This is a genomic window from Dokdonella sp. (assembly GCF_035511235.1).
GTDB lineage: Bacteria > Pseudomonadota > Gammaproteobacteria > Xanthomonadales > Rhodanobacteraceae > Dokdonella.
In genome coordinates, this window is sequence record NZ_DATKFQ010000009.1 from 270,912 (window position 1) to 282,969 (window position 12,058).

A 12,058-nucleotide genomic window follows, 5' to 3' on the forward strand; every position below is an offset into this window, starting at 1 on the left:
CCCGGTGCCGGCAGGGCGGAGGAGGTCAATCGAAGCCGTCGGCGAAGATCGGATCGGCGGCGCCGTCGCGCGGCGTCACGAAGCTGCCGCGCGTCGTCGACAGGTACAGCCGCGGCTCGCCGGCGCGCGACAGCGCCAGTTCGGTCGGCGCGCCGGCCGCGTCGAGACCGGCCGCGAACGCCGTGAAGCTGGCGCCGCCGTCGGTCGAGCGGATCACCGCGGTGGCGCCCTGCTGGGCCGCGTACAGCACGCCGGCCTCCTGCGGATGGCAGGCGACGTCCGACAGATTGCCGCCGGACCAGCCGGTCGAGGTCCACGACGCGCCGTCATCGGTGCTGCGGTACACCGCGCCGGTGCTCCAGCTGTCCCACATCGACATGTAGGTGATGCCCGGTGCGGTGGCCGAGGAGCACAGCCGGCCGAACCGCGCGAAGCCGGGCAGGCCGGTCACCGCGGCGGACCAGTCCGCGCCGCCGCTGGCCGAGCGCAGCGCGCCGCCCTCGGGGCCGTCGTAGGTCGCGACCAGACGCTGGCCGCCGCTGCCGGCGACGATCTCGATGTCGACGACCTTGTCGCCGTCGGTGCCCTCGTGGGTCTTGGTCCAGGTGCCGCCGCCGTCGGTCGAGCGCCAGACCGTGCGCTCGGAGCCGGCCACGCCGAAATCGGCGCCGCCGAGATGGATCGTCGAGGCGGTGGCGCCGAAGCGGATCGCGACCAGGTCCGATTCGAACAGCGTGCCCTGATCGGGACCGAGGCTGGTCCAGCTGCCGTCGCCGTTGCGACGGTACAGGCCTTCCGGCGCGACCGAGCTCGGGCCGCTCGACAGCGCAAACAGCGTGCCGTCCGGCGCGTAGCGCACGTTGCTGTAGCGCGTCGGCGGCACCGGCTCGGCGGTCCAGGTGGCGCCGCCGTCGGTCGAGGTCAGGATGCCGCCGTTGTTGTTGCCCTGGAACGCGACCGCGACGTGGTCGGCCTCGGCCGGACTGGTGTCCACGGCCATCAGCGGCAGCTCGGCGATGCCGATCGTCGAGGCCGCGAACGCGTCGCCGCCGTCGTCGGAGCGATAGACGCCGAGCGAAGCCGCGCCGACCAGGACGCGGTCCGGGTCGCCGGGCGCGTAGCGCACCGACTGTGCCGACAGGATCGTGCTGCCGCCGACGCCGGTCTCCCAGGTCGCGCCGCCGTCGGTCGTGCGGTTGATGCCGCCGCCGTCGATCGCGGCCAGGATCGTCTGCGGATCGGTCGGATCCACGGCGATGTCGGTCACCACGCGCAGCGGCCAGCCGGCGTCGTGCAGCGCGGTCCAGGTCGCGCCGAGGTCGTTCGACGCGTAGAGGCCGACGAACTGGGAGCCGAACATCTGGCCGCCGCCGACCAGCAGCCGGATGCCGTCGTAATGGACCGCGCGCAGCGGATTGGCCGGCAGGCCGGCCGAGCGGTTGGTCCAGCTGCTGCCGCCGTTCGTGGTGACCCAGACCTCGCCGCCGCCCATCCAGCCGCCGAACGTCGCGATCACGATCTGCGGGTCGGCTGGATGGATCGCGATCGCGGTCGCGCTCATCGGCGTCGGCCGTGCCGGCGTGACGTCGGTCCAGGTCGCGCCGCCGTCGGTTGAGCGCACGACGTTGGCGGCCTGGGTGCCGAACGCATCGTCGATGCCGGCCCAGATCGTCGAGGGATTGCCCGGGTCGACCGCGATCGCGGCGGTCAGCTGATTGGCGCCGATGCCCAGATCGTGCTGGGTCCAGGTCGTGCCGCCGTCGCTGCTGCTGAAGAGGCCGCCGTCGGTGCCGACGTAGACGGTGCCGGTGGTCGCGAACGCGATGTCGAAGACACTGCGGAACGCCAGCGCGGGCACCGCGCTCCACTGCGCGGCGCCGTCGGTCGAGCGGTACAGCGTGCCGCCGCCGGCGCCGCCCGGCGCGGTGCCGGCGAACACCAGGTCCGGCTGCGTCGGCGACGCGGCGACGCTGGTGACGTCGCCGCCGTACGGTCCGAGCGCGCTCCAGGCGGCCGGTACGCCGCCGCCACGCGGCGCCGACGCTGCGGCATGGCCGAGCCGGGCGGCCTGCAGCGGCCGGCGGCCGGCATGGTCGCCGCGTTCGGCATGGCGCGCATCGAAGCCGGCGGCGCCGGCCGGGAGCGGTTGCGTCGCCGCGCCGGCGGCGAGCGCGGTCGCTGCGGCGGCGCAACAGGTCAGGGTCAGGATCAGGCTGCGTTGGGTCATCGGACACCTCGTTGCAGGGGGCTGAAGGCATGCGCGGCACGGCATCCGGGCCAGGCCGCGGCGGAAGCCGCCACCCGCTGCGCGACCGCGGCGCCGGGCCCTCTTCGCTCGGACGCGGTGCCGGTCGCCCGCAGGCCGGATGGCAGACGCTTAGCCTGCCGCAATCGATCGCCGAATGCGTTTGCGGCGTCTTTCGTTCGTGTTTGCGCGGTCGCCGAAACAGTGAACGCGAGCACGAAACGCGGCATCGCACGGCGTGCCGCGGCCGCATCGCCGATGCGGACCGTCAGCGCCGCGCATCCGTCGATGCGCGCACGCCAGGACGCCGCCGCGAGCCGGAGCGCGGGCATGCGAGGCGGCGCGCGCGGCCTTGCGGGGCGTCAGGGGCGAGGACGCGGTCGCGCGATGCGCGATGCGGAGGTCAGGGCGGTGCCGGCCAGGATGGTGCGCACGGCCCTCCGGCCTCGGGCCGGTCGCGTCGGCAGCGGCGGCTTGAAGGGCGTGCTGCGCCGCGGCACGTATCGCGGCGTCGAGCGCCGTCTGTGCACGATGGACGGTCCATCGCGCTCGCACAACCGGGCGATCGGTTCTCGCCGCTTCGGGCGGCCGGGCCGCGATCGCACGGCGCGTGCGCGTCCGTTTCAGGATCGATCGGCGCTGCGGTCGCGCGGCGCGATCCTGCATGGATCGGCGCGCAGGCGGCCGCTGGCGGGCCTGCGCGCCGGGGGCTGGTGCGGCGCCGCCTACTCGGCGACCTTGGCGTAGCTGCCCTTCAGCGTGACGCCGGTGACGAAGGCGCCGTCGTGACATTCGTAGTCGGTCGGGCTGGCCTTGGTGTTCTTCTTGTAGTAGCTGACCATGTCGATCACGGCGTTGGCGCCGATCTGCTTGGCCTTCTGCTGGAACGCGATCAGCGCCGACAGCGCGGCCCACTGACAGGCGCGGTCGATGTCCTTGCCGGCGCTGTTGGTCTTCTTGTTCGATACGTCCGAGCTCATCTTCTGCAGCACCTTCGGCGTCTTCTGGCCTTCCAGATAGAACGCGACCGAGCCGTCGAGCTTGCCCTCGGCCTTGCCGAGCTCGATGACGTCCTTGAGCGGCAGCATGTGGGCATCGTCGCGGGCGGACGCGGGTGCGGCGGCGGCCAGCAGCAGCGTGGCCAGGGTGGTGGCGATGACGGTCTTCATCAGTGGTCTCCTTCGGAAAACGGTGGGGGTCAGTCGCGCCAGCGGCGCAGCACCAGCGAGGTGTTGATGCCGCCGAACGCGAAATTGTTGGTCATGACCAGATCGGTGTCGATCGCGCGGCCGGCGCCGGTCACGTGGTCGAGCGGCGCGCAGCGCGGATCGACGCCGGCGAGGTTGACGGTCGGCGCGAACCAGCCGTGGCGCATCATCTCCAGCGTGATCCAGGCCTCCAGCGCGCCGCAGGCGCCGAGCGTATGGCCCATGTAGCTCTTCAGCGACGAGATCGCGATGCGCTCGCCGAACACCGCATGGGTGGCCGCGGCCTCGGCGACGTCGCCCTGGTCGGTCGCGGTGCCGTGCGCGTTGACGTAGGCGATCGCCGCAGCCGGCAGGCCGGCGTCGGCCAGCGCCAGGCGCATCGCCGCGGCCATCGTCTCGCTGTTGGGATGGGTCACGTGGCGGCCGTCGCTGTTGGTGCCGAAGCCGACGATCTCGCCGAGGATCCGCGCATCGCGCGCCTGCGCGTGCTCGAGCTCCTCGAGCACGAACGTGCAGGCGCCCTCGCCGAGCACCAGGCCGTCGCGCTCGGCGTCGAACGGACGCGGCGTCAGCTGCGGCTCGTGGTTGTGGCGCACGCTGGTCGCGAACAGCGTGTCGAACACCGCCGCCTGCGTCGCGTCCAGTTCCTCGGCGCCGCCGGCGAGCATCGCCACCTGATGGCCGGCCTTGATCGCCTCGTACGCGTAGCCCAGGCCCTGGCTGCCCGAGGTGCAGGCGCTGGAAGTGGTCACGACACGGCCGGTGATGCCGAAGAACACGCCGATGTTGACCGGCGCGGTATGCGACATCATGCGGATGTAGGTCGTCGCGTTGATGCCCTCGGTGGTCTTCTCGGCGATCATCCGGCCGAAGTCGCCGATCGCGACCGGCGAGCCGGACGAGGATCCGTAGGCGATGCCGATGCGGCCGCTGCCGAGCAGCGGATCGCCGAGCAGGCCGGCGTCGGCCAGCGCCAGTTCGCTGGCGCGCGTGGCCATCAGCGCGACGCGGCCCATGCTGCGCGTGTTCTTGCGGTTGTAGGTGTCCGCCGGCAGCTCGAACGCGGCCGCGCGTGCCCCGACCCGCGTGTTGAGCCCTTCGTAGGCGTCCCATTCGTCGATGTACGTGACCGCATTGCGTCCGCCGCGCAGGCGCGCCTCGACGCTGGGCCAATCGTTGCCGAGCGGGCTGATCGCGCCGACGCCGGTCACCACGACGCGCCGCATTGCCGCCGGCCTCATGCCTGCACCCTCATCCCACCAGACCTCCGTTGACAGAAATCACCTGGCGCGTGACGTAGGCGGCGTCCTCGCCCATCAGGAAGCTGACCACCGCCGCGACCTCGGCCGGCCTGCCGATGCGGCCGGCCGGAATCAGCTTCAGCGCCTCGTCGAGCACGCGCGGGTCGACCATCTCGGTGTCGATCAGGCCGGGCGCGACGCAGTTGACGGTGATCGCGCGGCTCGCCAGCTCGACCGCCAGCGCCTTGGTGGCGCCGATGATGCCGGCCTTGGCGGCGCTGTAGTTGACCTGTCCGCGGTTGCCGATGATGCCCGAAACCGACGCCAGCGTGACGATGCGGCCGGGCTTGCGGCGGCGCACCAGCGGCATCGTCAGCGGATGCAGCACGTTGTAGAAGCCGTCCAGATTGGTGTGGACGACCGCGTCCCAGTCTTCCGGCGGCATCGCCGGAAAGGCGTTGTCGCGCGCGATGCCGGCGTTGCAGACGATGCCGTACGGACAGCCGTGCGCGTCGACCTCGGCGAGCAGCGCCGCGGCCGCGGCGGCGCGGTCGGCGACGTCGAACACCAGCACGCGCGCGCTGCGGCCGAGCGCGCCGATCTCCGCGGCGACCGCGTCGGCGTCGGCCTTGCGGCTGCGGCAGTGCAGGACCAGATCGTAGCCGTCGCGCGCCAAGCGCAGCGCGATCGCGCGGCCGATGCCGCGGCTGGAGCCCGTGACCAGGATCGTCTTGTCAGTCATCGCGTCCCCGTTGCAGCAAGGCGGCCGCATCGGCCGGTTCGAACACGGTCAGTGCGGCCTCGGCCACGGTCTGCGCATCGTGCGTGATGCGGCAGTCGAACTGGCCCAGGCCGTTGTCGGCGAGGTAGTCGCAGCGGATCGTCACGCGCAGCGTCTGTCCCGGCAGGAAGCGCGCGACCGTGCAGCGGTAGCGCCGGCTGCCGAGCAGGAAGCCGATCTTCGGCGCGCCGCCGCCGCCGCGTGCACGCAGGCCGGCCCAGGCCGCGATCGCCTGCGCCATGTACTCGATGCCGACCCAGGCGCCGACGCCTTCGCCGTCGAAGAACAGGCCGTCGGCGCGGATGTCGACCTCGGCGACCAGGCCGTCGGCGTCGGCCTCGATCGCGCGGTCGAGCAGGCGCATGCGCCCGGCATGCGGCAGCAGGTCGGCGATCGGCAGCGTGACCGGCGTCATCGGGCGCGGCCGAGCACGAGGCTGGCATTGCTGCCGCCGAACGCGAACGAATTGCTGAGCACGTAGTCGAGCGGCCGGCCGAGCGCGCTGCCGGGTTCGGCGATCGCGACCGGCGCCAGCGCCGGATCGGCCGCGCCGTCCCACCAGTGTGCGGGCAGGCGGCCTTCGGGATTGTCGGCCAGCGTCAGCCAGGCGATCGCCGCCTCGATCGCGCCGGCGGCGCCGAGCGTGTGCCCGGTCAGCGGCTTGGTCGAGCTGACCGGGACGCGGTCGCCGAACAGGCCATTGACGGCCAGGCATTCCATCTGGTCGTTCTGCTCGGTCGCGGTGCCGTGCAGGTTGACGTAGTCGACCGCGTCCGGACCGATCGCGGCGCGCTGCAGCGCCTCGCGCATCGAGGCCGACGCGCCGCGGCCGCTCGGGTCCGGCGCCGAGATGTGATGCGCGTCGGACGACTCGCCCCAGCCGGCCAGCGTGACCGGTCCGGGCTCGCGCGTCATCAGGAACAGCGCCGCGCCCTCGCCGATGTTGATGCCGGCGCGATGCCGGCTCAGCGGATTGCAGCGTGCCGGGCTGATCGCCTCCAGCGCTGCGAAGCCGGCCACCGTGAACGCGCACATCGAATCGCCGCCGCCGGTGATCACCGCGTCGCAGAGGCCGCCGCGCAGCAGCCGCGCCGCGCTCGCCATCGCCTTGGCGCTCGACGAGCAGGCCGTGGAGACCACGATCGACGGGCCGGCCAGGCCGAGCAGGCCGCCCAGCGCCATCACCGGCGAGCCGAGTTCCTGCTGGCCGACGTGATAGTGCGGCGGCAGCACGCCTTCACGCGCGTAGTGCGCGATCGCGGTCTCGCTCTCGCCGATGCCCGAGGTGCTGGTGCCGAGCACCAGACCGACGCGGTCGGCGCCGTAGCGCGCGATCGCGGCGTCGACGGCCGGCCGGATCTCGGCCAGCGCGGTCAGCAGCAGCGCATTGTTGCGGCTGCGCTGCCAGGCCGGCAGTACGCCGTCGTCGGCCAGCGTCGCGCCGACGACGCCCAGATGCAGCGTCTGGCCCGGCAGCACGCCGGTGTGCGCGGCGACGCCGCCCGGCGCCGCGGCGAACAGGCCCTCGCGCAACGCGTCCTGGCCGCGGCCGAGCGCGCAGACCACGCCGAGCGCGTTGAGATAGACCGGCTTGTTCACGGCGCCAGCTCGCGCGAGTCGATCGTCAGCCGATAACCCTCGTGGCGGTTCTCGAGCACGATCGTGCCGGCCCAGGCCGGCGTGGCGGCGTACTCGATCGCGACCGCGACGCTCGGGCCGTGGCGCAGCTCGCGCCGCAGGCCGCTCTCGTGCAGCGTCCAGCCGGCCGGCAGGGCCGCCGCGATCGCCGCGGCCGGCCACAGCACCAGCTGCACGTCGCGCAGCACGCGCGCCGGATCGACCTGCGGCGGCAGCTGCGGATCGCGCTCCACGTCGAGCGTCCGGCCGTCCCAGCTCAGCGTCAGCACGCGCCGGCTCAGCGCCAGCGCGGCCAGACGCACGCGCTCGGCGTCGATCTCGAGCGCGGCATCGAGCGGCTTGGCGCCGACCGCGGCACCGTCGAGCCGCGCGAAGCGCAGCTGCTGGGCCAGGCCGATCGCACCGCCGAACGCGGCCGGGGCCAGTGCCAGCGCCGGCAGCGGTGCGCCGGCGCGGCGCGGCGCCTGCGCGCAGGCGGCCAGCAGCACGGCCAGGCCGGCCGCGACGATCAGACCGCGCACAGCTGCTCCAGCGTCTTGAGGCGACGCGGTTCGGCGACGTAGGGGTTGTCCAGATCCCAGGCGTAGCCGGCGAGGATCGCCGCGATCATGCGGCGGATCTCGGCCGACTGGCGCGGATGGAAGATCACGTCCTGGAAGCCGCCGGCGTACCAGCTGTCGACGAACGCGCGGAACGTGTCGACGCCGCGCTTGAGCGGATCGGCATAGTCGCGCTGCCAGTCCACGGTCTCGCCAGCCGCCTCGCGCGCGAGCGCGGCCGCGGCCAGGCTGGCCGACTTGAACGCGATCGTCACGCCGCTCGAGAACACCGGATCGAGGAACTCGCCGGCATTGCCGAGCAGCGCGAAACGCTTGCCCCACAGCGAGCTGACGTTGGCCGCGTAACCGACCAGCTTGCGCGCCGGCGTGTCCCAGACCGCGTCGGCGAGCAGCCGGTTCAGCGTCGGCGTTTCGGCGATGATCGCGCGCAGCCGCTCGGTCTCGTCGCCCGGGAAGCGGTCGAGGAACTCCGGCCGCGCGACCACGCCCTGCGAACAGCGGCCGTTCGAGAACGGGATCGTCCAGAACCAGACGTCGACGTGCTCGGGATGCACGCTGACCAGGATCTTGTTGCGGTCGAACGCACCGGTCGCGATGCGGTCCTCGACATGCGTGAAATAGGCGCCGCGGACCGGAAAGTTCGACGGCGTCTCGAGCTTGAGCAGGCGCGGCAGGATGCGGCCGAAGCCGCTGGCGTCGAGCAGGAAGTCGGCGTGCACCTGGTACATCGTGCCGTCCGGCGCGACGACGTCGACGCTCGGGCGCTCGCCCTCGACGTCGACCGCGACCACCTGGTGGCGGTAGCGCACCTCGGCGCCGGCCTTCCCGGCGGCCTTGGCCAGCACGTGGTCGAAGTCGGCGCGCTGCACCTGATAGGTGGTGCCCCAGCCCCGGGAGGACTTGTCGCGGAAGTCGAACGCGGTGGCGCGCTCGCCGCGCACGAAGGCCGCGCCGTTCTTGTACTGGAAGCCGGCCTCGACGACGTCGCGGAGGAAGCCGGCCTCTTCCAGATACTGCATGCTCTGCGGCAGCAGGCTCTCGCCGATCGAGAAGCGCGGAAACTGCTCCTTCTCGATGATCAGCACGCGCCGGCCCTGCTGGCGCAGCAGGCCGGCGGCGACCGAGCCGGCCGGGCCGGCACCGACGATGAGGATTTCGGTGCGTTCGATCAGCATGGTCAGCGGTTCCCGGATGCGAAAGCGAGCGAGGCGGAGCGGCCGCCTCCCCGGCGGCGCGCGCAGTATGCCGGGAATGGCGGCCGGCGCAGAAGAACGCCGCGTTCAGCCTGCGCGGGCGCGGTGCGTCGACGGCGGGTCGCCGCCACGCACGCCCCCGTGGCCTTTCTGACGCAAGATCGCGTCATATCCGATCACGGCCCGCGGGTCCGGACGCCGGCATGAACAGCGGCGTCAGCAGCCAGGCCAGGAAGATGCCGAACAGCATCGTCAGGCCGAACGCGCGCAGCGCCGGCGTCTGCGACAGTGCCAGCAGACCGAACGCGAGCAGGGTGCAGGCCGCGGCGATCGTCACCGACAGGAACGGGCGGCGCTCGCCGCGGCCGGGCTGCTCGAGCAGGAAGATGCCGTAGTCCACGCCCATGCCGAGGATCAGCAGCAGCGCGAGCACGTTGAACAGCTGCAGCGACTGGCCGAGCAGCGCGAGCAGGGCCAGCGACAGCACGCTGGCGATCGCGGTCGGTGCCAGGGCGCGCCAGCCGCGCCGGCCGAAGCGCAGGCACAGCGCGACCAGCACCAGCGCATAGCTGGCCAGAATCACCATGCTCATGCGCTGGCGGTAGTGCGTGAGCACCTCGGACACCTCGCCGACCTTATCGACGAAGCGCACGCCGGGCACGCCGTCGGCGACCGCGGCCAGCCGCGGAAACTGTGCCGGATCGTGCGCGCCGCGCAGCAGCATCACGCTGGCGTAGCCGTCGCCGAAGCGGTCCAGCCACTGATGGCGCAGCGGCTCGGATACCGGCGCGGCGAGCCAGTCCTCGATCCGCAGCGTCGGCGCCGCTGCGGGCGCTGGCGGCGCGAAGGTCTCGCCGAGCCGCGCCGAGGCCTGCGCGAGCACGCCGTCGGCGCCGCCGATGCGGCCTGCGATCAGGGCGCGGTCCTCGGCCTGGCGCGCCGGCGAGGGCACCCAGTCCGAGACCGCCTGCCAGCCGTCGAGCACGCCCTCGCCGGCCAGGCCGGCCAGCGCGCGCTTGACCGCCTCCTCGGCGGCCAGCACCTCGCCCGGGCTCCGTGCGGTGACCAGGAAGAACTGCGCGGGACTCGGCAGATCGAGCAGCTTGCCGAGCGCCAGCTGTTGCTCGATCAGCGCCGGCGGCGAGTTCTGCAGCAGGCGGATGTCGTCGTTGCTGCGCAGCTTGAACGCGCCGGCCGCGACGATCGCGAGCACGAGCGCCGAGAACACCAGCGTGAAGCGGTTGCGCCCCAGTGCCGGCCAGTACGCGCGGCGGCTGCCGAGCCAGTCGGCGAAGCGGTTGAACGGGATCGGCCGGCGGTCCAGAAACGGAAACCACCACAGCACCGTCACGAACGCCGCGAGCAGGCCGACGCCCGAGAACACCGCGATCTGGCGCAGCCCCGGAAACGGCGCCAAGGCGAGCAGCGCATAGCCGATCACCGTCGTCAGCATCGCCAGCCACATCACCGGCGCCTGGCGCCGCCGCATCGCCCAGCGTTCCTCGGGCGGCCGGCCGAGCCGGTTGCAGAACCAGTTGGTGCCGTAGTTCTCGGCAACGCCGACCAGGCTCGCGCCGAACACCAGCGTGATCAGGTGCACGCGCTCGAACAGCAGCGCGCAGACCGAGATCGCCGCGAGCAGGCCGACGCCGATCGACAGCGCGACCAGCAGGCGCGGACGCAGGCCGTTGAACGCGAGCACGGTCAGGATCAGGATGCCGGCCAGCGAGCCGAGGCCGATCGTGTGCACTTCGCGATGCGCCTGCTCGGCCGCATGCGCCGCGTACAGCGGCACGCCGGCGTTGATGACCTCGGCGCCGGGCACGGCGGCCAGCGCGGCCGCGCGCGCCGCCTCGAGCACCGGCACCAGCGCGCGCTGTGCGGCGATCGAGAACGCCGATCCGTGCTGTTCGACCATCAGCAGCGCGTACTGCCGGCCGTCGCCGGCGACCGAGAGCCGCTCGTCGACGACGCGCACCGGGCTGTCGGCCGCGCGCGCGGCGAGCCAGCCGCCGAACAGGTTCAGCGGATCGTCCTGCCAGGCGCCGATGCGCGGCATGCCGAACGGCCGGTACAGCGCCTCGACCGCCTTGGCCGCCAGTCGTTCGGTCGATTCGGTCGTCAGCTCGGCGCGCTGCGCATCGGTCAGCAACTGGCCGCGATACGGCGCGAAGAAACCGATCCAGTCGTCGGCGAGGTCGGCGCCGACGCGGTAGCGCAGGCCGAGCGAGGCATCGGCGGCCTCGACGCTGGCCGCGTAGGCATCGGCCGCAGCGCGTGCCGAAGGCCAGTCCGCGGCGCCGACCAGGACCACGACGCGGCGTCCGGCCGCGTCGGCGAGCTGGCGCGTCGCGTCCTGCACCGCGCGGTCGTCGGCGCGCTGCGGCAGCATCGCCAGCATGTCGGTCTCCAGCTGCAGGCGGTCGCCGCTCCACAGCCACAGGCCGTGGCCGGCCATCGCCAGCACGACCAGCAGCCAGCCGATCGCGAACCGCCGCGCCGATGCGGGGGCCTCATTCAAAGCCGGCGGCCTCCTCGGCCGTCAGCGCCGGCGGCGTGTCGCGCTGATCGGAGAACACGATCTCGGTGCGGTCGCCGTTGGCCTCGTCGAGCACGATGCGCCGGACGTGGCGGTCACCCTGCAGATCCACGCCGCTCAGCAGCTTGGCCAGGCCCGGCTGCCGCGGCGTCAGCGCGAGCTCCCAGCCGGCATCGCCGGCCTGGCCATCGACCGTGAAATGCTCGGCGAGCCGGTCGACCTCGCCGTTGAGCAGCGAGAACATCAGGCCGTTGATGACGCGCACGGTCGGCTCCTCGTCGGCGCTGAGCCGGAACGCGGTCTCGCCGGCCTGCGTGGCGACGATCGCCTCGCGCGTCAGCCTGAGCTCGCCGGCGAACGGCTCGCGTGTGCGCCACAGCACGCCGTGGTCGCGTGCGACCAGGAAGTCGCCGCTCGAGCGCAGCGGCCGGCTGAAGCCGGCCACCTGCTTGGTCTGTTCGAAGCGTCCGCGCAGCACCGCCGGCTGCGCGAGGCGGCCGCCGATCGCGGCCGCCAGCGCGGCCGGATCGGCCGCGAGCGCACCGGGCGCGGAGCCGAGCGCGAGCAGCGCGGCCGCGAGCGCGATCGCGCGCGGCGTGGCGCGCAGCGGTGCCGTTCGCGCTGCGGTACGGGTCGCGGGCATGGCTCTCATG

General features: G+C 73.0%; 11 protein-coding genes. 1 reads left to right on the top strand and 10 read right to left on the bottom strand.

From position 1 onward, the window contains the following. Positions 1–25: 25 nt before the first annotated feature. Entirely contained in the window at positions 26–2,227 is a 2,202-nt protein-coding gene (locus VMR06_RS05305) for a hypothetical protein (RefSeq protein WP_325373768.1), read from the bottom strand. 117 nt (positions 2,228–2,344) lie between these two features. Between VMR06_RS05305 and VMR06_RS05310 the strand changes: the two genes are divergently transcribed. Then, positions 2,345–2,992 carry a hypothetical protein gene (locus tag VMR06_RS05310; RefSeq protein ID WP_325373770.1) on the top strand — a complete coding sequence of 216 codons (648 nt, stop codon included), beginning with the start codon at positions 2,345–2,347 and terminating at the stop codon, positions 2,990–2,992. Here VMR06_RS05310 and VMR06_RS05315 read toward each other — a convergent pair. The 9 genes from VMR06_RS05315 to VMR06_RS05355 all read right to left on the bottom strand — a co-directional run bounded on the left by VMR06_RS05315 (position 2,971) and on the right by VMR06_RS05355 (position 12,057). Continuing rightward, positions 2,971–3,414 (bottom strand): excinuclease ATPase subunit, encoded by a 444-nt coding sequence (locus tag VMR06_RS05315; protein ID WP_325373772.1) that lies wholly within the window; start codon positions 3,412–3,414, stop codon positions 2,971–2,973. The genes VMR06_RS05310 and VMR06_RS05315 overlap by 22 nt on opposite strands. Before the next feature lie 29 nt (positions 3,415–3,443). Further along, positions 3,444–4,694, bottom strand: coding sequence for a beta-ketoacyl-ACP synthase (locus VMR06_RS05320; protein WP_325373774.1), 1,251 nt, complete (start codon positions 4,692–4,694; stop codon positions 3,444–3,446). Between the two features lie 10 nt (positions 4,695–4,704). Then, positions 4,705–5,436, bottom strand: a complete 732-nt coding sequence (locus VMR06_RS05325; protein ID WP_325373776.1) for a 3-ketoacyl-ACP reductase FabG2 — start codon at positions 5,434–5,436, stop codon at positions 4,705–4,707. Then, the gene (locus tag VMR06_RS05330) at positions 5,429–5,890 is read right to left on the bottom strand and encodes a hotdog family protein (protein ID WP_325373778.1); all 462 of its coding nucleotides are present in this window, start codon (positions 5,888–5,890) and stop codon (positions 5,429–5,431) included. The genes VMR06_RS05325 and VMR06_RS05330 overlap by 8 nt, the downstream gene beginning before the upstream one ends. After that, positions 5,887–7,074 (bottom strand): beta-ketoacyl-ACP synthase, encoded by a 1,188-nt coding sequence (locus VMR06_RS05335; RefSeq protein ID WP_325373780.1) that lies wholly within the window; start codon positions 7,072–7,074, stop codon positions 5,887–5,889. The genes VMR06_RS05330 and VMR06_RS05335 overlap by 4 nt, the downstream gene beginning before the upstream one ends. Further along, entirely contained in the window at positions 7,071–7,634 is a 564-nt protein-coding gene (locus VMR06_RS05340; protein ID WP_325373782.1) for a DUF3261 domain-containing protein, read from the bottom strand. Before VMR06_RS05340 ends, VMR06_RS05335 begins: the two co-directional genes overlap by 4 nt. Beyond that, positions 7,622–8,848 carry an NAD(P)/FAD-dependent oxidoreductase gene (locus VMR06_RS05345; protein WP_325373784.1) on the bottom strand — a complete coding sequence of 409 codons (1,227 nt, stop codon included), beginning with the start codon at positions 8,846–8,848 and terminating at the stop codon, positions 7,622–7,624. The genes VMR06_RS05340 and VMR06_RS05345 overlap by 13 nt, the downstream gene beginning before the upstream one ends. 184 nt (positions 8,849–9,032) lie before the next feature. Then, complete coding sequence (locus tag VMR06_RS05350) at positions 9,033–11,387, bottom strand: MMPL family transporter (RefSeq protein ID WP_325373786.1); 2,355 nt, start codon at positions 11,385–11,387, stop codon at positions 9,033–9,035. Further along, positions 11,380–12,057: an outer membrane lipoprotein carrier protein LolA gene (locus VMR06_RS05355; RefSeq protein ID WP_325373789.1), complete on the bottom strand. Its 678-nt coding sequence runs from the start codon at positions 12,055–12,057 to the stop codon at positions 11,380–11,382. Before VMR06_RS05355 ends, VMR06_RS05350 begins: the two co-directional genes overlap by 8 nt. Position 12,058 lies beyond the last annotated feature (1 nt).

Bases quoted from the DNA above. Each gene is read 5' to 3' on its own strand.
- VMR06_RS05355 (WP_325373789.1), bottom strand. From the start codon at position 12,057: ATGAGAGCCATGCCCGCGACCCGTACCGCAGCGCGAACGGCACCGCTG.
- VMR06_RS05345 (WP_325373784.1), bottom strand. From the start codon at position 8,848: ATGCTGATCGAACGCACCGAAATCCTCATCGTCGGTGCCGGCCCGGCC.
- VMR06_RS05320 (WP_325373774.1), bottom strand. From the start codon at position 4,694: ATGAGGCCGGCGGCAATGCGGCGCGTCGTGGTGACCGGCGTCGGCGCG.
- VMR06_RS05315 (WP_325373772.1), bottom strand. From the start codon at position 3,414: ATGAAGACCGTCATCGCCACCACCCTGGCCACGCTGCTGCTGGCCGCC.
- VMR06_RS05330 (WP_325373778.1), bottom strand. From the start codon at position 5,890: ATGACGCCGGTCACGCTGCCGATCGCCGACCTGCTGCCGCATGCCGGG.
- VMR06_RS05305 (WP_325373768.1), bottom strand. From the start codon at position 2,227: ATGACCCAACGCAGCCTGATCCTGACCCTGACCTGTTGCGCCGCCGCA.
- VMR06_RS05325 (WP_325373776.1), bottom strand. From the start codon at position 5,436: ATGACTGACAAGACGATCCTGGTCACGGGCTCCAGCCGCGGCATCGGC.